The organism is Mesorhizobium sp. WSM4848 (assembly GCF_055811375.1).
Window position 1 is genome coordinate 237,789 of record NZ_JBVVPX010000004.1, and the last position, 17,545, is coordinate 255,333.

Annotated in this window: 22 protein-coding genes; 7 read left to right on the top strand and 15 right to left on the bottom strand. The window is 62.4% G+C overall.

All coding sequences use genetic code 11. The features are described from left to right. The first annotated feature begins 89 nt into the window (after positions 1-89). The gene (locus tag AC0L16_RS06635; protein WP_473619712.1) at positions 90-845 is read left to right on the top strand and encodes a DUF599 domain-containing protein; all 756 of its coding nucleotides are present in this window, start codon (positions 90-92) and stop codon (positions 843-845) included. Positions 846-928: 83 nt separating this feature from the next. Here AC0L16_RS06635 and AC0L16_RS06640 read toward each other — a convergent pair whose 3' ends face one another. The 4 genes from AC0L16_RS06640 to AC0L16_RS06655 all read right to left on the bottom strand — a co-directional run bounded on the left by AC0L16_RS06640 (position 929) and on the right by AC0L16_RS06655 (position 4,127). Next, positions 929-2,494 carry an amidase gene (locus AC0L16_RS06640; protein WP_473619713.1) on the bottom strand — a complete coding sequence of 522 codons (1,566 nt, stop codon included), beginning with the start codon at positions 2,492-2,494 and terminating at the stop codon, positions 929-931. Beyond that, a complete protein-coding gene (locus AC0L16_RS06645) occupies positions 2,494-2,952 on the bottom strand; it encodes a GNAT family N-acetyltransferase (protein ID WP_473619714.1) in 459 nt (152 codons plus the stop codon). Before AC0L16_RS06645 ends, AC0L16_RS06640 begins: the two co-directional genes overlap by 1 nt. A gap of 7 nt (positions 2,953-2,959) precedes the next feature. Further along, positions 2,960-3,247 carry an Asp-tRNA(Asn)/Glu-tRNA(Gln) amidotransferase subunit GatC gene (gene gatC, locus AC0L16_RS06650; protein WP_027151920.1) on the bottom strand — a complete coding sequence of 96 codons (288 nt, stop codon included), beginning with the start codon at positions 3,245-3,247 and terminating at the stop codon, positions 2,960-2,962. Positions 3,248-3,419: 172 nt separating this feature from the next. After that, positions 3,420-4,127 (bottom strand): metal-dependent hydrolase, encoded by a 708-nt coding sequence (locus tag AC0L16_RS06655; protein ID WP_473619716.1) that lies wholly within the window; start codon positions 4,125-4,127, stop codon positions 3,420-3,422. A gap of 100 nt (positions 4,128-4,227) precedes the next feature. Here AC0L16_RS06655 and ruvX point away from each other — a divergent pair, with 100 nt between their 5' ends. Further along, entirely contained in the window at positions 4,228-4,713 is a 486-nt protein-coding gene (ruvX, locus tag AC0L16_RS06660) for a Holliday junction resolvase RuvX (protein WP_473619717.1), read from the top strand. On the opposite strand, the gene AC0L16_RS06665 is transcribed toward ruvX, so the two are convergent. From AC0L16_RS06665 to AC0L16_RS06680, 4 genes are all read right to left on the bottom strand, one after another. Next, complete coding sequence (locus AC0L16_RS06665) at positions 4,680-4,991, bottom strand: DUF6105 family protein (protein ID WP_473619718.1); 312 nt, start codon at positions 4,989-4,991, stop codon at positions 4,680-4,682. The two genes, ruvX and AC0L16_RS06665, sit on opposite strands and share 34 nt — an antisense overlap. After that, complete coding sequence (locus AC0L16_RS06670; protein WP_473619719.1) at positions 4,991-5,566, bottom strand: hypothetical protein; 576 nt, start codon at positions 5,564-5,566, stop codon at positions 4,991-4,993. The genes AC0L16_RS06665 and AC0L16_RS06670 overlap by 1 nt, the downstream gene beginning before the upstream one ends. Positions 5,567-5,638: 72 nt before the next feature. Next, positions 5,639-6,079: a UPF0158 family protein gene (locus AC0L16_RS06675; protein ID WP_473619721.1), complete on the bottom strand. Its 441-nt coding sequence runs from the start codon at positions 6,077-6,079 to the stop codon at positions 5,639-5,641. A 505-nt stretch (positions 6,080-6,584) separates the two neighbouring features. After that, on the bottom strand, positions 6,585-8,213 hold the full coding sequence (locus tag AC0L16_RS06680; protein WP_473619722.1) for a DNA alkylation response protein: 1,629 nt from the start codon (positions 8,211-8,213) through the stop codon (positions 6,585-6,587). Positions 8,214-8,371: 158 nt separating this feature from the next. On the opposite strand from AC0L16_RS06680, the gene AC0L16_RS06685 reads away from it, so the two are divergent. The 5 genes from AC0L16_RS06685 to AC0L16_RS06705 all read left to right on the top strand — a co-directional run bounded on the left by AC0L16_RS06685 (position 8,372) and on the right by AC0L16_RS06705 (position 13,491). Continuing rightward, on the top strand, positions 8,372-9,334 hold the full coding sequence (locus AC0L16_RS06685; protein WP_473619723.1) for an aspartate carbamoyltransferase catalytic subunit: 963 nt from the start codon (positions 8,372-8,374) through the stop codon (positions 9,332-9,334). After that, positions 9,331-10,617, top strand: a complete 1,287-nt coding sequence (locus tag AC0L16_RS06690) for a dihydroorotase (protein ID WP_473619725.1) — start codon at positions 9,331-9,333, stop codon at positions 10,615-10,617. Before AC0L16_RS06685 ends, AC0L16_RS06690 begins: the two co-directional genes overlap by 4 nt. A 121-nt stretch (positions 10,618-10,738) precedes the next feature. Next, a complete protein-coding gene (gene plsY, locus AC0L16_RS06695; RefSeq protein WP_473619726.1) occupies positions 10,739-11,326 on the top strand; it encodes a glycerol-3-phosphate 1-O-acyltransferase PlsY in 588 nt (195 codons plus the stop codon). Then, positions 11,323-12,447, top strand: a complete 1,125-nt coding sequence (dprA, locus tag AC0L16_RS06700; RefSeq protein WP_473619728.1) for a DNA-processing protein DprA — start codon at positions 11,323-11,325, stop codon at positions 12,445-12,447. Before plsY ends, dprA begins: the two co-directional genes overlap by 4 nt. 618 nt (positions 12,448-13,065) lie before the next feature. Beyond that, positions 13,066-13,491, top strand: a complete 426-nt coding sequence (locus tag AC0L16_RS06705; protein WP_473619729.1) for a hypothetical protein — start codon at positions 13,066-13,068, stop codon at positions 13,489-13,491. A 259-nt stretch (positions 13,492-13,750) separates the two neighbouring features. On the opposite strand, the gene AC0L16_RS06710 is transcribed toward AC0L16_RS06705, so the two are convergent. The 7 genes from AC0L16_RS06710 to AC0L16_RS06740 all read right to left on the bottom strand — a co-directional run bounded on the left by AC0L16_RS06710 (position 13,751) and on the right by AC0L16_RS06740 (position 17,414). Continuing rightward, on the bottom strand, positions 13,751-14,173 hold the full coding sequence (locus AC0L16_RS06710; protein ID WP_473619730.1) for a CBS domain-containing protein: 423 nt from the start codon (positions 14,171-14,173) through the stop codon (positions 13,751-13,753). Between the two features lie 245 nt (positions 14,174-14,418). Beyond that, the gene (locus tag AC0L16_RS06715; RefSeq protein ID WP_473619731.1) at positions 14,419-15,024 is read right to left on the bottom strand and encodes a lysozyme inhibitor LprI family protein; all 606 of its coding nucleotides are present in this window, start codon (positions 15,022-15,024) and stop codon (positions 14,419-14,421) included. A 74-nt stretch (positions 15,025-15,098) separates the two neighbouring features. Beyond that, the gene (locus tag AC0L16_RS06720; protein ID WP_473619732.1) at positions 15,099-15,317 is read right to left on the bottom strand and encodes a 4-fold beta flower protein; all 219 of its coding nucleotides are present in this window, start codon (positions 15,315-15,317) and stop codon (positions 15,099-15,101) included. 301 nt (positions 15,318-15,618) lie between these two features. Next, complete coding sequence (locus AC0L16_RS06725) at positions 15,619-16,233, bottom strand: DUF1643 domain-containing protein (protein WP_473619733.1); 615 nt, start codon at positions 16,231-16,233, stop codon at positions 15,619-15,621. Positions 16,234-16,508: 275 nt separating this feature from the next. Continuing rightward, positions 16,509-16,658: a hypothetical protein gene (locus AC0L16_RS06730; protein ID WP_473619734.1), complete on the bottom strand. Its 150-nt coding sequence runs from the start codon at positions 16,656-16,658 to the stop codon at positions 16,509-16,511. Between the two features lie 58 nt (positions 16,659-16,716). Continuing rightward, a complete protein-coding gene (locus AC0L16_RS06735) occupies positions 16,717-16,947 on the bottom strand; it encodes a hypothetical protein (RefSeq protein ID WP_473619735.1) in 231 nt (76 codons plus the stop codon). 227 nt (positions 16,948-17,174) lie between these two features. Beyond that, the gene (locus AC0L16_RS06740) at positions 17,175-17,414 is read right to left on the bottom strand and encodes a hypothetical protein (protein WP_473619736.1); all 240 of its coding nucleotides are present in this window, start codon (positions 17,412-17,414) and stop codon (positions 17,175-17,177) included. Positions 17,415-17,545 lie beyond the last annotated feature (131 nt).

The window sequence follows — 17,545 nt, forward strand, 5'->3', positions numbered from 1 at the left end:
GCTGCACCTGCCGACCTTGTTTGCTCCGGCAGCGACATCGTCGCGTTCCGCCATCGAAGCGCCGCCACCGCTTGTGGTAAGAGGGTTGCATGGGCGATTCCTTCCATTTGTCGACGGCAGACCTCGTTGCGCTGGGTTTCTTCCTTTTCGTGTGGGTGATGCATACGCTCGCCTCCGACGGAAAGCTGATCAGGCGCATGTCGCTGACGACGGCGATGAACGTCCAGCGTCAAGCCTGGATGCGGAACATGGCCGAACGCGAGGTCCGCATTGTCGACACCGCCATCATGGCCGGCCTTCAACAGGGAACCGCCTTCTTCGCCTCCAGTTCGCTGATTGCGATCGGCGGCTGTTTTGCCCTGCTCGGCGCCTCCGATCAGGTTGTTTCGGTGCTGAGCGACCTGCCGCTCGGCGCGACGTCGTCCCGCTCCGCTTTTCAGATGAAGGTGTTCGGATTGGTGCTGATCCTTGCCTATTCCTTTTTCAAGTTCGGCTGGGCCTACCGGCTGTTCAACTATTGCTCGATCCTGATCGGTGCGGTGCCGATCCCGCACGGCGAGGCCTCGCGCAACCCGGTCAGCGAGACGGCGGTATGGCGGGCTGCGCGCATGAACATGCTGGCCGGAAAACATTTCAATGCCGGCATGCGCGGCGTGTTCTTCTCGATCGGCTATCTCGGCTGGTTCGTCGACCCAAAAGTGTTCGTGCTGTCGACGCTGCTGTTGCTGGCGGTTCTGGTGCGTCGCCAGTTCTTCTCGGCGGCGCGGCAAGCCGTGATCGGTCAGCCGCCCGAGCTGACACCCGGTCCCGGAAAAAGCCGATCGATGCGGCCCGACAGCCGGTAGGCGACGAGCCCGATCCATTCACGGACCGCCGCGCTGGTGGTCTGCAGTAGAACATCCCTCACCCCTTCAGATGGGAGACGCCACTACCACCACTTTTCCGGCTGGAACGTACCCGCCGCCTGTTCGATGACATGGGCGGTCTGGAACAAGGTTTCCTCGTCGAACGGCCGGCCGATGAGCTGCAGGCCGAGCGGCAGGCCCTTGGCGTCGAGCCCTGCGGGCACGGCGATGCCCGGCAGTCCGGCCATGTTCACGGTCACGGTGAAGATGTCGTTGAGGTACATCTTGACCGGGTCGGCGGCCATGTCCTCGTCGGCGATGCCGAAGGCCGCCGACGGCGTCGCCGGCGTCAAGATGACGTCGACGCCGGCAGTGAATGCGTTTTCGAAATCCCGCTTGATGAGATTGCGCACCTTCTGCGCCTGCAGATAGTAGGCGTCGTAGTAGCCGGCGGAGAGCACATAGGTGCCGATCATGATGCGGCGCTTGACCTCGCGGCCGAAGCCGGCGGCGCGGGTCTTCTCGTACATGTCGACGATGTCCTTGCCAGGCACACGCAGCCCGTAGCGGACGCCGTCATAGCGGGCGAGGTTCGACGACGCTTCGGCGGGCGCGACGATGTAATAGGCCGGCAGCGCATATTTGGTATGCGGAAGCGAAATGTCGACGATCTCGGCGCCGGCATCTTTCAGCCAGGCAATGCCTTTCTGCCACAGCGCCTCGATCTCGTCGGGCATGCCGTCGACGCGGTATTCCCTGGGGATGCCGACCTTCATGCCCTTGATCGGCTTGCCGATCACCGCCTCGTAGTCCGGCACCGGGCGGTCGACCGAGGTGGTGTCCTTCGGATCGACCGAGGCCATGGATTTCAACAGAATCGCAGCGTCACGCACGTCGCGGGCGATCGGACCGGCCTGGTCGAGCGACGAAGCGAAGGCGACGATGCCCCAGCGCGAGCAGCGGCCGTAGGTCGGCTTGATGCCGACCGTGCCGGTGAAGGCGGCGGGCTGGCGGATCGAGCCGCCGGTGTCGGTGGCGGTGGCGCCGGCACACAGGAACGCCGAAACGGCGGAGGCCGAGCCACCCGACGAGCCGCCCGGCACGAGCTGGGCGTTATCCAGCGTGCGCGCGGTTCTGGTGCCGCCGGCCGAGACAAAACCGCCATCGCCCTGATGCGTGGTCGGCATCACCATCGTGTCGACGCGTGAACGCCGCCACGGATTGACGACAGGGCCGTAGTAGGAGCTCTCATTGGACGAGCCCATGGCGAACTCGTCCATGTTGAGCTTGCCGAGCATGACGGCGCCGTCGGCCCACAGATTGGCGGTGACGGTCGATTCGTAGTGCGGCTTGAAGCCGTCCAGCACATGGCTGCAGGCCTGGGTGTGGATGCCTTCGGTGCCGAACAGGTCCTTGATGCCGAGCGGAATGCCTTCGAGCGACCCGCCCTCGCCCTTCGCAAGCTTCGCGTCCGAGGCCTTGGCCATGTCGCGCGCCTTGTCATCGGTTATGACGACATAGGCATTGAGCGCCGGATTGGCCCGCTCGATCGCCTGGAGATAGGCTTCGGTGATCTCGGTTGCGGTGATTTCCCTGGCGCGCAGCTTGGCGCGGGCCTGCGAAATCGTGAGGTGGGTCAGGTCGCTCATCAGGCAAGGCTCTTTTCGTAAAACACCGACCACCCGGAATCGGGATAGTCCAGCACCGGGCCGCAGCGCGAAAATCCGGCGCGTTCATAGACGGTCCACGCAGCCGGATGGCGGTCGCCGGTTTCCAGCACCAGACGCTTCAGTCCTTCATTGCGCGCCAGCGCCTCGATTCGCTCGACGATCCCGGCGCCGATCTTCTGCCCGCGATGCGAAGGCCGCGTGTACATGCGCTTGACCTCGCCGACAGCGCCGTCGTGGCGCTTCAGCGCGCCACAGCCGATGGCGAGGCCATTGTCGCGAGCGATGAAGACAGTCGTGTCGTTGTCGGCCATCTGCTCGACGGTCATGTGAGAGCAGTGCTCCGGCGGCGTCAGTTCCAGCAGGGTGTCGTTGAGCTCCTTGACCAGCCCGCGCACGTCGTCCTGCAGCGGCGTTTCGATGGCGATGTCGATTGCCATCGGCCCGCTACTCCACGACCTTCGGAACGAGGAAAAAATTCTCTTCGGTGGCCGGTGCGTTGGCGACGATGTCGGCCGCCTTGCTGCCGTCGGTGACGACGTCCGGGCGCTTCTTCATCTCCATCGGAATGACCGACGTCATCGGCTCGACGCCGGAGACGTCGACCTCGTTCAACTGCTCGACAAAGCCGAGAATGGCGTTCAACTCGCCGGTCATGCGCTCGGCATCCGCCTCGCTCACCGCAATGCGGGCGAGACGCGCGACGCGCTTCACTGTCTGCAGATCAACGGACATATTTGCTTGTGCCTCGGGAAACCAGTCCGCGCTATAGCGGCGCGGCGCGTGCCGCGCAACATGCATCGTGCCGAGAACCGGCCCAGAAGGTCGATGGCAGTGCAACGCCGTCGCAGCGAATAGCTGGCGCCTTTGGCATGCTCTACAAGGTGCATGCTGCAAGGTGCGTGCACTACAGGGTGATTGTCCCGCCGATCTCCGGCAACGCCACCTTCACGCCGGAACCCTCCAACCCTGCGACAAACTTGTCGGCGGTCTGGTCGATGATCGGAAACGTGCCGAAGTGACTGGGAATGACCGTCTCGAACTGAAAGAAGCGCCGGCAGGCAAGGGCTGCCACCGCGCCGCCCATGGTGAAGCGGTCGCCGATCGGCACGATGCCGATCTTCGGCTCATGCAGTTCGTTGATCAGCGCCATGTCGGAAAAAATGTCGGTGTCGCCCATATGGTAGAGCGTCTTGTCTTCCTGGAAATGCAGCACGAGGCCGCCGGGATTGCCGAGATAGGTGTTCTGGCCCTTGTCGCCCGGGAACGACGAGGAATGCAGCGCCTGGACGAAGGTGGTGGTGAAGCCGCCGCAATCGACAGTGCCGCCGATATTGCCCGGATTGATCTTCTTGTCGCTGACGCCCTTGCCGACCAGATACATGCAGACCTCGAAATTGGCGACCAGCATGGCCCCGCTTTTCCCAAGCACTTCGAGCGCACCGCTGATGTGGTCGCTGTGGCCGTGGGTCAACAGAACATGCGTGACCCCTTCCGCCGGCTCTTCCCAGCCGCCCGTCCACGACGGATTGCCGATCAGGTAGGGATCGATGAGGATTTTCGCCTCGGTGGTTTCGACGCGAAATGCGGAATGTCCGTACCAGGTCAGTTTCATGAATGCCTTCCTCGATTTTTGCTTCGCCAAAGGATAGAACGCCGGCAGTGAAATTAAAGTCCCATAGCGTCCTTTGCGGCGTGTAGGCCAAGGAAAGCCGTTGAGCATCATCACCATCGAGGAGTTGCCGGCGCGGCTCAGCGGCGGCAAGACGCTGGCCGGGCTCGACCTTGGCGACAAGACGATCGGCGTGGCGGTTTCCGACCGGGGCTTTGCCTTCGCCCACCCGCGTCCCGTCATCATGCGCAGGAAATTCTCGCTGGATGCCGCAGTGCTGCTCGCCTTGCTGGAGAAAGAGAATGTCGGGGCCGTGGTGCTCGGCCTGCCGGTCAACATGGACGGGTCGGAAGGCCCGCGCGCCCAGAAATCCCGCGCCTTCGCCCGTAACATGGCTGCTGTGACCGACCTGCCCTTCGTTTTGTGGGACGAGCGGCTGTCGACGGTAGCGGCCGAGCGGACGCTGATCGAGATGGATTTTTCGCGCCGCAAACGCGCCGGCAAGATCGATTCGGCCGCGGCGGCCTTTATTCTTCAGGGCGCGCTCGACCGGCTTCAGGCGCTCGGCGTCGACGCCTGGTCGAAATAGCGGTCGCGCATTATCCTGATCCAGCTACCGATCACTCGGCGCCGGCGAAACGCCCAAAACGCCATGAGCAGCAGGCTGTCGAGGATGCAGGCTTTTGCCACCATGCCGGGAATGAGAGCCGGATCGATGCCAAGCATCTCCCCATAGAGCTGGAAGACGAGGTCATGCAATTGGCGGCTCAGCATGACATAGCCGAAATTGACGTCGTTGAGCGACAGGAAGAACCAGCCCCAGAACAGGGCGAGCGGCGCCGCCCATAGCGCGAACAAGGTGCGCATCAGCGGTCCCTCAAGTTCGTGTCCGGCCTCAAGCTCGTGTCCAGCCGGCCAGAAATGCGCGAGAGCGCCGAGTTGTGCGCCGCCGCCTTCGCCATCACATGCGCGGCGGCACTGATTTCACCCGTGCCCGGAACCGCTGCGGCCAGGGCCGACCGCCGCTCTGCCAGCATGGCGACATAGGAAGCCAGCAGTGCCGCCAGTTGCACCGCGACAACCATGAACAGCCCGTTGATGCCTAGCGCGGCGCCGCCGACGACAATCAGTGACAGCACGCCGGAGGCGGAGATGAAGGCGACCCGCACGACGCTATCGGTCGCGTCCGGATGTGTCGGGTCGCTAAACAGAGCCTCGACAAATGCCCAGCAGAACAGCACCGCTACGACAAGCAGCGCTACGGCAAGCGGCGCCACCACCAGAGCGTTTTCGAGGCCGACCAAGCCGGTGTTCTGGACGGCGATGCCGAGCACGCCAAGCGCTGCCCCAACACCGCGATTCCCATCGATGCAGATGAACGCCAGCAAGGCGAAAACGACCGCCCAGTGCAAGGCCAGAAAGGAGCTCAATATATGCCGCATAGCGTTCCTGCTTCCGTAAACAGAACAGTGGGCTTTGCGGCTTGCCGCTGCAATGGAAACCATTTGTTAAGGTTAACGATCATCCACAGCGGTGGTGAGCGTTATCTTGATGTCGTTATCCGAGCACCAGGTCTTCAACGCTTCTTCCGTGGCTTTTTGCTCGAAGTCGTACCATCGATCAAAGGCGCCCCTGTGCTCCAAAAGATCCTTGAAGCGGGCATAGGCACCCGACCGGCTGAAGATCTCTCGAACCTTATCGAAATCGTCGGGCAGGTGGTGGCGCGCGAATGTCAGCACCAGCGGTTTGCCGAGATCGAGTTCGCGCTTGTCCGGGATGGCGATGTATCTTTCGCTGTCCTCGACGTCGTCAGGCAGTTCTTCAACATCGTCCACCCATTCCGAATGGCAGTAGATCTTGCCTGTCTCCATGCACAGATAGGCCTCATTTTCGCCGGCTCCGCCGGAACTCACGAATTCGAACGCATCCAGAAGCTCGCTGAAATTGACTGCCATTCCCATCTCGCTGCGCCCCGATTAACCATTTAATTCACTTAAGAGTCCCGAATGCTGGGTCAAGTTGATCGGCAGTGGGCAAGTTTGAAAATTTTTTGGGGTGCCGTCGGCATGACACGATCAAAACAAGAAATTCCATCTACCCTCACGCTCATCAAGAACCTGTTTCGTCAAACCGCCTGAATGCGGCGCTCGATTTCGAGAGCACGAGGAACGTGGGGTGGTCGGTGACGGAGGCTCTCTGAACGGGCCGAAATCGCGCCATAGAAAGTGCCCGTTTGGTGGGCCGCAACGCGAGTTCCTCATGCTCCCCCAATTGGACGCGCAAGGACGCTCTAGACCAAGCTAGATGTAGCTGCTCACAATCATAGCCGAATCCACAAATTCTTTTAGACTGGCGAAGCGCTCGTGCTCGCTTTGCGTGAGACCGTGCTCAGATTGTTTGCGCCGCGCTCGCAATCATCTAGCGGTGCGACAAACGACGAGAAACCTTCCCGAAGTCGCTTCAGGTGACCGGGGGGTAGAGCGTGTCGATGATCATACGCGCGTCATGGCGTGAATCGAGCATGCCATATGTGTTGCGCCACTGGCCGGCGAGGCGCGTCTCGACGAAGGCGTCGGCGATCCGCCCTGCCCCCAGCCTGCGAAGCTCCGCCGCTGCCGCCGACAGCGCCAGTTGCTCGGTGAGCAGACGGGCCGAGCCCTCATCGGTTGCAGCGACCTGCATTGCTGCCTTGAGAACACCGACGGTGCCGCGCCCGCCGGCGCCGAGATCGCGATCGATGCCGGCCAGCACCTCGTCGAACAGGCCGGGTGCACGCCCCAGCACGCGCAGCACGTCGAGCGCCATGACGTTGCCGGATCCCTCCCAGATCGCGTTGACCGGAGCTTCGCGATAGTAGCGGGCGAGCGGCGCCTCCTCGACATAGCCATTGCCGCCGAGGCATTCCATCGCCTCATAGAGCAGCGGCGGTGCGATCTTGCAGACCCAGTATTTGACGACCGGCGTCATGGCGCGAGCGAAGGCCGCCTCGCCGCGGTCGCCGGCCGCCTCGTCGAAGGAGCGCGCCAGTCGGAATGACAGCGCGGTGGCGGCGGCGACGTCGAGCGCCATGTCGGCCAGCACACGCTGCATAAGCGGCTGCTCGATCAGATTGGTTCCAAACACCTGGCGATGACGGGTGTGGTGGACGGCTTCGGCCAGCCCGGCACGCATGATCGCCGACGAGGCGATCGCGCAGTCGAGCCGGGTCAGCGTCACCATATCCATGATCGTTTTGACGCCTGCCCCGGGCTCGCCGACCATCTCGCCGATGGCATTGACGAACTCGACTTCGGACGAGGCGTTGGAGCGGTTGCCAAGCTTGTCCTTCAGCCGCTGGAAGCGGAAGCCGTTGCTCGAACCATCGCCGAGAATGCGGGGAACGAGAAAGCACGAAAGTCCTTCCGGCGCCTGTCCAAGCACCAGGAACGCATCCGACATCGGCGCCGACATGAACCATTTGTGGCCGGTCAGCCGATAGAAGCTGCTGCCGGCGCGCTCGGCCCTGGTGACGTTGGCGCGGACGTCGGTGCCGCCCTGCTTCTCGGTCATGCCCATGCCGAGCGTCAGCCCAGCCTTTTCGACCGGCGGCTTCTGGCTCTGGTCATATTTGCGTGTCGTCACCCGAGGCGCCCATTCGCGAAACAGTTTTGGGCTTGCCATCAGTGCGGCCAGCGAGGCGCTGGTCATGGTGATGGGACAGAGATGCCCGGTTTCGAGCTGGGCCGTCAGGTAGAAACGGGCGGCGCGCACCTGATGGCGGCGGCCGATCTCGGCATCGCCATTTTCCCAGACCGACGAATGCAGCCCGTTCGCCACCGACCGGCGCATCAGCGCATGATAGGCTGGATGGAACTCGACCAGATCGATGCGCCGGCCCTGGCGATCATGGGTCCTGAGCTTCGGCGTTTCGACATTGGCGAGGCGAGCCAGTTCCTGCGCCTCCTGCGTCAGCACGAAACGGCCAAGGCCATCGAGATCCTTGCGCACCGGATCGGAAAAACGCTCGGCAAGCTGGATCAGCAGCGGATCGCCTCGCCAGGCGTTGCCGCCTGCCAGCGGCGGCGGCTGGTTCGTCACGTCGTCGGTCACGCACTGTCCTTATCATCACAAGGCTACGAATCCGAAGCCATTAGCGGCTTATAACCCAAGCCGCGCAACGCGCGCGACGAAAATACCGGGGAGAAAGGCCGCAATCCAAAGCTGGTGCTTGCAGCCAAAGGTCCTCCACCCTATAGCAGCGCCTTGAGATGACCGACGCTTCGTCCCTGCCACTCTACCCCCACCGCCATCTTCTGGGCATCCGCGATCTTTCCCCCGCCGACATCGAGCTTTTGCTGGACAGGGCCGACCGGTCGGTCGCGATCTCGCGGCAGTCGGAGAAGAAGGCCTCCACGCTGCGTGGCCGCACTCAGATCAATCTGTTCTACGAAGCCTCGACACGGACGCAGTCGTCGTTCGAACTGGCCGGAAAACGGCTCGGCGCCGACGTCATGAACATGTCGGTGGCCAGCTCTTCGGTGAAGAAGGGCGAGACGCTGATCGACACGGCGATGACGCTGAACGCCATGCATCCCGACATCCTGATCATCCGCCACCAGTCGGCGGGTGCCGCCGCGCTGCTGGCGCAAAAGGTCGGCTGCTCGGTGATCAATGCCGGCGACGGCGCCCATGAGCACCCGACGCAGGCGCTGCTCGACGCGCTGACCATCCGCCGCGCCAGAGGCCCGCTGTCGAAGCTGATCGTGGCGATCTGCGGCGACATCCTGCATTCGCGCGTGGCGCGTTCCAACATCATGCTGCTCAATGCGCTCGGCGCGCAGGTGCGCGTCGTGGCGCCGTCGACGCTTTTGCCCGCCGGCATCGAGAAAATGGGCGTGATCGTCACCCGTTCGATGGCCGAAGGGCTCAAGGACGCCGATGTGGTGATGATGCTGCGGCTGCAGCGCGAGCGGATGGAAGGCGCCTTCGTGCCTTCGGTGCGTGAATATTTCCACTATTTCGGCCTCGACGCCGAGAAGCTGAAGGCGGCCAAGGACGGCGCTCTGGTCATGCACCCCGGCCCGATGAACCGCGGCGTCGAGATCGCCTCGGAAATCGCCGACGGTCCGCAGAGCGTCATCCAGGAACAGGTGGAGATGGGTGTTGCCGTGCGCATGGCGGTGATGGAAGCGCTGCTCGATCCCCGCCGCAACCGCGAAGTTGCCCGATGAGCACAACGGTCTTCAGCCGGGCCCGCATCGTCGATCCGTCGCGCGGCATTGACGAGGTCGGCACGGTCATCGTGGAGGGCCGCAAGATCGTCGCCGCCGGCAAGGCGGCCTTGAACCAGGGCGCTGCGCAAGATGCTACCGTCATCGACTGCGCCGGCAAAGCAATCATTCCCGGCCTGATCGATGCGCGCGTCTTCATCGGCGAGCCGGGCGGCGAGCACCGCGAGACCATCGCTTCGGCCAGCGTGGCGGCGGCGGCCGGCGGCGTCACTTCCATCGTCATGATGCCCGACACCGACCCGGTGATCGACAATGTCGCGCTGGTCGAATTCGTGCTGCGCACCGCCAAGGACACGGCCGTCGTCAACATCTTTCCGGCGGCAGCGATCACCAAGGGCCTCGAAGGCCGCGAGATGACCGAATTCGGCCTGCTGCGCGAGGCCGGCGCGATCGCCTTCACTGACGGCCGGCACACCATATCGAGCGCACTGGTGATGCGCCGCGCGCTGACCTATGCGCGCGATTTCGGCGGCGTGATCGCGCATGAAACCCAAGACGCCGACCTCGCTTCGTCAGGCGTCATGAACGAAGGCCTCTATGCCAGCTGGCTCGGCCTTGCCGGCATTCCGCGCGAGGCCGAGTCCATTCCACTGGAGCGCGATCTTGCGCTGGCGCGGCTGACCGGCGGCGCCTATCACGCGGCCAAGATTTCGACTGCCATGGCGGCAAACGCAGTAACGAGGGCCAAGGCCGACGGCGCCAACGTCACATCAGGCGTCTCGATCCACAATCTGTCTCTCAACGAGAACGATGTCGGCGAATACCGCACCTTCTTCCGGCTGACGCCGCCGCTGCGCGCCGAGGAAGACCGGCTGGCGATGATCGAGGCAGTCAAGGACGGCACGATCGACATCATCGTATCCTCGCACGACCCGCAGGACGTCGACACCAAGCGCCTGCCTTTCGCCGACGCCGCGGCCGGTGCCATCGGACTGGAAACGCTGCTCGGCGCGACGCTGCGGCTCTACCACAATGGCGATATGACGCTGCTCAGGTTAGTTGAGACGTTGTCCACTGCCCCGGCAAGACTGTTCGGCCTGCCCGGCGGCACGCTGAAGCCGGGTGCGGTCGCCGACCTTGCGCTGGTCGATCTCGACGAGCCATGGATCGTCAGCGAAAGCGGCATCCGTTCGCGCTCGAAAAACACCTGTTTCGAAGGCGCGCGGCTGCAGGGCAAGGTCTTGCAAACGATGGTGGCGGGCCGCACAGTGTTTTCGGCCTGATGCATGTCGCGCAAAAGTGTGCAGCGGTTTTGCGATAACGACATGCATAAAACAGTAACCTAAAGCGCGTCGCATGAGGCCGGTCAAACGCGACGCGCTTTAGGGCATATCCGGGGGAACAATGGCTTACGGCATAGTCTTGGCGCTGGTGTTCGGCTATCTGCTCGGCTCGATCCCGTTCGGCCTCCTGATCACCCGTGCCGCCGGCCTTGGCGACGTCCGCAACATCGGCTCCGGCAATATCGGCGCCACCAATGTGCTGCGCACCGGCAACAAGGGCCTGGCTGCCGCCACGCTGCTGCTCGACGCGCTGAAAGGCACGGCGGCTGTGCTGATCGCCGGTCGCTTTGCCCCGGAACTCGGGCTCTGGGCCGGCCTCGGCGCCTTTTTCGGCCATCTCTTCCCGGTCTGGCTTGGTTTCAAGGGCGGCAAGGGGGTCGCCACCTATCTTGGCGTGCTGATTGCATTGGCCTGGCAGGTGGCACTGATCTTCGCCCTCGTCTGGCTGGCCATGGCTTTCCTGTTCCGCTATTCCTCGCTGGCGGCGCTGACGGCAGCCGTCGTCGTGCCGATCGCGCTCTGTGTCCTCAGCACGCCTGAGATTGCCGGGCTGTTCGCGTTGATGAGCCTGATCGTCATCATAAAACACCGGGCCAACGTTATCCGGCTGCTGGCCGGCACCGAGAACAAGATCGGGGCCAGGGAGTGAGCCAGCGCGCCGCCGGGACGCGGCTCAGCGACCGGCAGCGGTTGAGCTGGCTTCGTTTGATCCGCACGCCGAATGTCGGCCCGGCCACCTTCCGCGACCTGATCAACCGCTTCGGCTCGGCCGAGACGGCGCTTGAGATGCTGCCCGAGTTGATGATTTCGGGCGGCGCCAGAAAGAACGTCCGCATCCCGACGATGGCCGAGGCCGAGGCGGAACTGGAGACCGCACGGCGGGCCGGCGCCCGCTTCGTCGGCATTGGCGAGGCCGACTATCCGCCGCTGATGAAAAGCATGGACCATTCGCCGCCGCTGCTCGCGGTCAAGGGCGAAGGCGCGGTGTTCCGGCTGCCGGCGGTCGCCATAGTCGGCGCCCGCAACGCCTCGCTGGCCGGCATCAAGATGGCGCGGACGCTCGCCGCCGAACTCGGTCGCGACGGCTTCGGCATCGTCTCCGGCCTGGCGCGCGGCATCGACACGGCAGCCCATCAGGGCAGCCTTGCGTCAGGTACGATCGGTGTGCTGGCCGGCGGCCTCGACCTGCCCTACCCGCCCGAGAATGCCGCACTGTGCAACGAGATTGCCGAGCGCGGCGGCGCCATCATTTCGGAGATGCCGTTCGGCTGGCAGCCGCGCGCCCAGGATTTTCCGCGCCGCAACCGCCTTGTCGCCGGTGCGGCATTGGGGCTGGTCGTGGTCGAGGCGGCGCTACGCTCCGGCTCGCTGATCAGCGCCAGGCTTGCCGGCGAGATGGGCCGGCCGGTCTTCGCCGTCCCCGGCTCGCCGCTCGATCCGCGCGCCGCCGGCGCCAACGCCTTGCTCAAGGACGGCGCCACCCTGGTCACCGAAGCATCGGACATTACCAGTGCGATCGCGCCGCTGGTCGGCGCACTGGCGCCAAGGACGCCGCTGCTCGAAGAGCCGCCCGACTTTTCGGCAACGCCGCCACCCGGCGAAGACGACCGCGCCCGCGTCATCGAAGCGCTCGGCCCGACGCCGGTGGCGGTCGACGAAATCATCCGCCACACCGGCCTGCATCCCGCCCAGGTTTTCATGGTGCTGCTGGAACTCGACCTCGCCGGCCGGCTGGAGCGCCACGCCGGCGGCAATGTCTCGCTGGTGTGAGCGAAGGTTTCCGGATATCTCAGCGCACGATTCTTGTGAGAACCTGCCCCGATGCTCGCCTCATCCGCCTGTTGCGGTCGCGTTTGTCGTGGCAGTGATCCCGTGAGCGATCCGAGCGGTAAGCAAAAGCTATTCACTCGTGCGACCGCTCTTCTTTGGGCGGGGCTGAGCGTTGTGCTGGCCCTGCAATGGTCTAGGGAACTCAGCATGCTGGGTTTTCCGGATGGGTATCGCCCTTCGCAAGAGCGACCAGAACGCTTCTCGGCATCCTGACAGCAGCCTGTATGGCCCAAGGTCTTTACTTTTTCTTGACCGGGTTGTTCGGCAAGAGGGCGGGAGCCATCAATCTTTGCCTGCAAATCCTGGTCGCCGCGATTCTTACAGTGGCGCCAGCGCTCAACCGCAGCGCGATGTCTGGGCGGCCTTGTCTCGTCGGCGACCGGAAAGTTGAATGGGCCCGGCCTCGGCGCTTAAAACTTTCTATCGCCTCGCCTTTCGCCAGCCGGCCGCCCGCGCTTCGGCGTTTGCCTGCTCAATTGTGTTTTGACTATTTTCCTTCTCGGGCGCGTAAAATATCAGGTTCGCCCCGGTTGGGCGGACTAACTCAGGGAGGATGTTATGAAGATGAATCGACGTAATGCTCTCGCCCTTGGGGCCACCTCGTTGGCGGCCCCGCTATTGGTCGCAAAGCCCACTCCGGTAGCGGCCAAGACCTACGGTCCGACAGATGGCAAAGAGATTTTTCCCGGCGTTCGGCTCGTCGAACTGGGATCACGAGACTCCCATATCAAGGGGTACAAGACCATCGCTATGGAAGACGTCGTCTATCAGCCAAAGGGAACTAGCCCGCTGGGGGATGTCATGGCCGATGATATGGTCTGCACGGTCACTGAAGGCGAGTTGCAGGTCACGGCCGGAGACATGCAGTTCACGGCCAAGGAAGGCGACGTATGGAGCTGCGGCAAGGGTAGCACGAAGGAGGCGGCTACGAACAACGGAACAGGGGTCGCAGTGATGCGGGTGATTAACCTGAAGGCTGCATAAAGTTACCCACACTCTGGCGACTGCAGACGCTCCAGCCGGCTTCGCCGGCGGGCTTTTCCGGTGCGCCACGGCCGCGATTAAGGTCAAGGCGACTGCTTTATGGACGCCGCCATTTTGTCGCGGCGCTCCTTCTCGGCAGTGCTGTGTAGAGTTGTAGCATGAAGTGTCGGCGTCGGCCTCGATTGACCGGACATTTCTGCCGGCGCGCTGTGGCCAGCGCGGCGGCAGACTGAGCCTTAGCGCCCGAGCGAGCCGCCCTTCAGTGGTGGTGGGCGGAAACGCTCTTGACGTATTCGGACACCAGTTCCCTCGGTGCCGACTGACTCACGTCGCCGACGCTAAGGATGCCGACCATCCGCATATTCTTGTTGATCACCGGCAACCTGCGGATTTTCAGTTCTTCCATGTGCCGTACGGCCTTGGCCAGATCGTCGTCTTCGCGGCAGCAGTGAATGCCGGCCGTCATGACATCGCGCGCCGTTGCGGTGCGGCTGTCGAAACCATCCTCCGCCAGTCCTTTGCAGACAATATCGCGGTCGGTCACCATTCCGATCAGTCGGTCGTTCTCTCCAATGGGAATCGACCCGATATCCTGGGCTCGCATCATTTTCGCCAGTTCGGTGACAGCGGTTTCGGGGCTGACCCAGTCGACACCCTTATGCATTGCGTCTTTGACTTTCATGGCGGACCTCCCTTGCTGGATTGGTGAATGTCCCCCTGTCCCATTCTAACGCGGACGGGGTTTGGCTGCCAGAGGTCATCATCCAGACCCGCATTTTTGCGGCGGTGTTGTCATGCGTCCATCTCCAGCCGATCATGCCCCGGCTCTTCGTGCCAGGATCACCTGCCGCAGGTCGCGTCGGTCCACGGGCTGCCCGCGCTGTGCGGCATCCGAATTGGCAGACGGCAGTGGCGGCGTTTGGGTAGTCAATTCAGCCGTCTGTAAGCGTCAATTTGCTTCTCGTAGCAGTATCTGATCATTCGATAGTCGAATCCAGCTGGCTTCCGCCATTCGTTGGCGCACTTGCCTAGAATTTCACGCTCGATAGGAGACGAGGAATCTGTAACCGGTATCATCGCGCGCAATGCGTTGACCTGTTGGTTGATGCAATATTCCTGCATTCGATAGTCGCCCTGCCATTCCGCCGCGCAGTTGGCGCGGATTTCGGACATTAGCGAATCCGCTTTCGTTGGAGCAGGCTCAGACCGCGGCAGTTGAGCGCCGAGCATGCCAAAATCAAGAACGGCTTGAGTCTGTGCGTTGGCGATGCAATCGATGTCTGTCCCGCAGGCGGCGCGGGACTTGAGGAAAGACCGAGCCGTAGCTGATGCCGCCTTTCGGTTCTTAACCTTGGCCTGCTTGAAGGCGTCGGTGGTAAACTGGTCATTTTTGGCAAGTTGCTCGTTGGCGCAGATCGCTTTTTCATCCGCATTCGTGGCCTTGTCACAGTCAAAGCTCGGGGAAGTAGCAAGCGCCGCGTGTGTGCCAAGCAACAATATGCCGGCAGCCCCTAATAATGTTACGCCGGTCAATGAAACCAGGTTACTAACCCTCCGGCATTGACGCGACCCGCCATCCGCGGGCCAAAGGTCGCGTCGATGCAAGTCTACTGCCCAAAATAAAGCACCGGCTGCGCCCCGCCGCTGTGGTCGTAGAACCGGCCGTCAATAATCCGGAACAGTGGCTTAGTTCCGGGATAATCATAGACCTGGTTGTCAACCATGTAGAAGGCGGCCCTGCCGTTCGTGGCGTATATCGTCTTATCATCGACAACGTAGTATTGCTGTTGGCCGTCAGGCCACGAATAGAGATAGCGCGTCGTCATTCGTTAGTCCTTTGCGTTTTACCCGTCTGCACCGTCGCACGCCACATGCGGTTAGTCACCCGGGCATCAAAGCCCGTGTAAAGCACCTGCATGGCGAGGAAGATCTAAGGCACGCTTCGCTGAAGGGTTTTTGGGACGCATCCGAACAACTAGAGGGCGCTTATTTTTCGTCTTTGTAGGATTTGGCGGCTTCATCAATCTTGCGCCAGTCATTGCCATATCGACACACAAGCACTCGCGCCTGTTTCAGTGGCAGGTCTTGGGTCTCGACAATGTGCTCCACTTCCCGCGTCCTCATATATCATAGAGAAATTCGCTGTGGGCGCGTGTCAGGCGGCACCTGGCCCAGCGGCGATGGGTGTCTTGGATGCCCTTTCTTTGTGGTCCCCAAGCACCACGTCTCGAACTCGTTGGCGCGCGGGCGATCGGTAGCCCCGATTGCCTTCGTTAATTCGGCTGCCCATCGGTGCGTCTCCACCCCAAACCGTCCACTCTGAGCGCCCCAAGCTACCACGGCAGCATCTACGCCGCGTAGGCTATCGGCAATGCACCGATGGTTCTCCACGATGGCATCGCGCACAGCCCACTCCTTACGTTGGTCCCACCCAACGACTTTACGTTTGATCTCTTGCGGCTTGGAAGCTGGAAAAGGATAGATGTTGTACACCGTCACACCGTCGAAACCCCATCGCCATGCAAAGTTAGCGATCCTAAGGCCCGTTGGACCACGACCATCGTCGGGCTTTCCAGATGGGTTGAGCGATATCCAAGGTAACACCCTTAACCCATCTGCCGACCCGGCCCAGTATCGTGTGCGTTTCTTTCGATCGTCCGACGAAGGAAGGTCGACGGTTTGAAAGACTGGAGCATCGCCATTTCTCATGACGGGGCTCCGAAGGATCTCTCTTACCGACATTCACGCCCCTTAGTCCGGAATTCCGCTTGCATATCGGGCTCAAGACCCCAGCGTATCAGGATTTAATGCGCTGCGCTTCTGGATGCCTACGCCTACCCTCCCGACTAACACAGGACGGAGTGTCCGAGCCCTTTGGTCGGATGCGATTTCAGCCTGACGGCCGGGGGTAAGGACCGAGTTTCGGCCGACTATGCGGGACCGGGCGGCCCGACAAGGGCCGATTCCGGCCCCCGTCGTCGACCGGGTGTACCAGCGACGGCGGGAGCAGCAGCCTCCTATTCTTTCGGCCAGCCGCTCGTGTCGATCGGCATTAGGAATTCGAACTCCGAGAGGTCGAACTCGCCGTCGGAATCAGCGCGATAGGCGGATTTACCGCGCGCAACTTCGTCCGGGCCGACGCGAATGATCTCGGGCTGCTCCTCCATGAAGTGGAATGTCCACCAATAGCCATCTTTGATTGTGGCTGAATCGACCTCACGACCCTCATCCAGATGTTCCGTCTTCTGTCAGGCTCCGGTCGCACGGCCAGCGGCCGGTATCAACACGCTGGAGCAGTACGAATTCAAAGAGATCGTATGGATCACCTTCTCCTATGATGCGTTGCGCCTGTTCGCCGCGTACATCGATGATTTCGGGCTGGCCGTCCTCCTGCCGGATGCTGATCGCCCACCAGTAGCCGTCTTCCTGTCTTTCCAATTCCCGCTCAAACCGCATGTGACTTCTCCATGTTCGTCTAGAGGCCGCACGCCCTTCGGCAGGTGGCAGCCAGGTTCTTGTTCAAGGAGCTATGTCTTTGCAGCGCGGCCAGCAAAAGCTGGTGCTGTTTCTTTTTCTCTTCGACGTAAGGGCTCACCCATCGTCGGTTATCACGCGGCTGACCAAGGTGCCCGGCACCGCTTTTCTCAAGGCATGCTGCAAAGGTATCTAACCCGCTCGGACAGTCAAGAGTTCATCGTTTGGAAGCGCGCCCCTAGTCCGACGCATCTCTCTATGGCTAGCCGGTTGACCGTCTCAATGATGGCTTTGGCCAGCGCTTCGACCTCATGGACCGGCTCGGGACCATAGAGCAGCAGGACAGCTTCTTCGCTCGGCAGCACGCGGGCGGGGCATGTCTGTTCAATAGCCATGCGCACCAGTTTGAGGGCGGCCCAGGCGTTGCTGATGTTCTCTTGGGCTTCCATGGTTCCTCGCTGCGATGGACGGCCCGACAGCCGCTGCGGGGTAGGCAACCGACCGCCGGGCCTAACCGGCGGGGGTATCTTGCGGAGGGCGGTCGCCGGCTGGTTCTACCATAAGCTCTACAGCATCATCG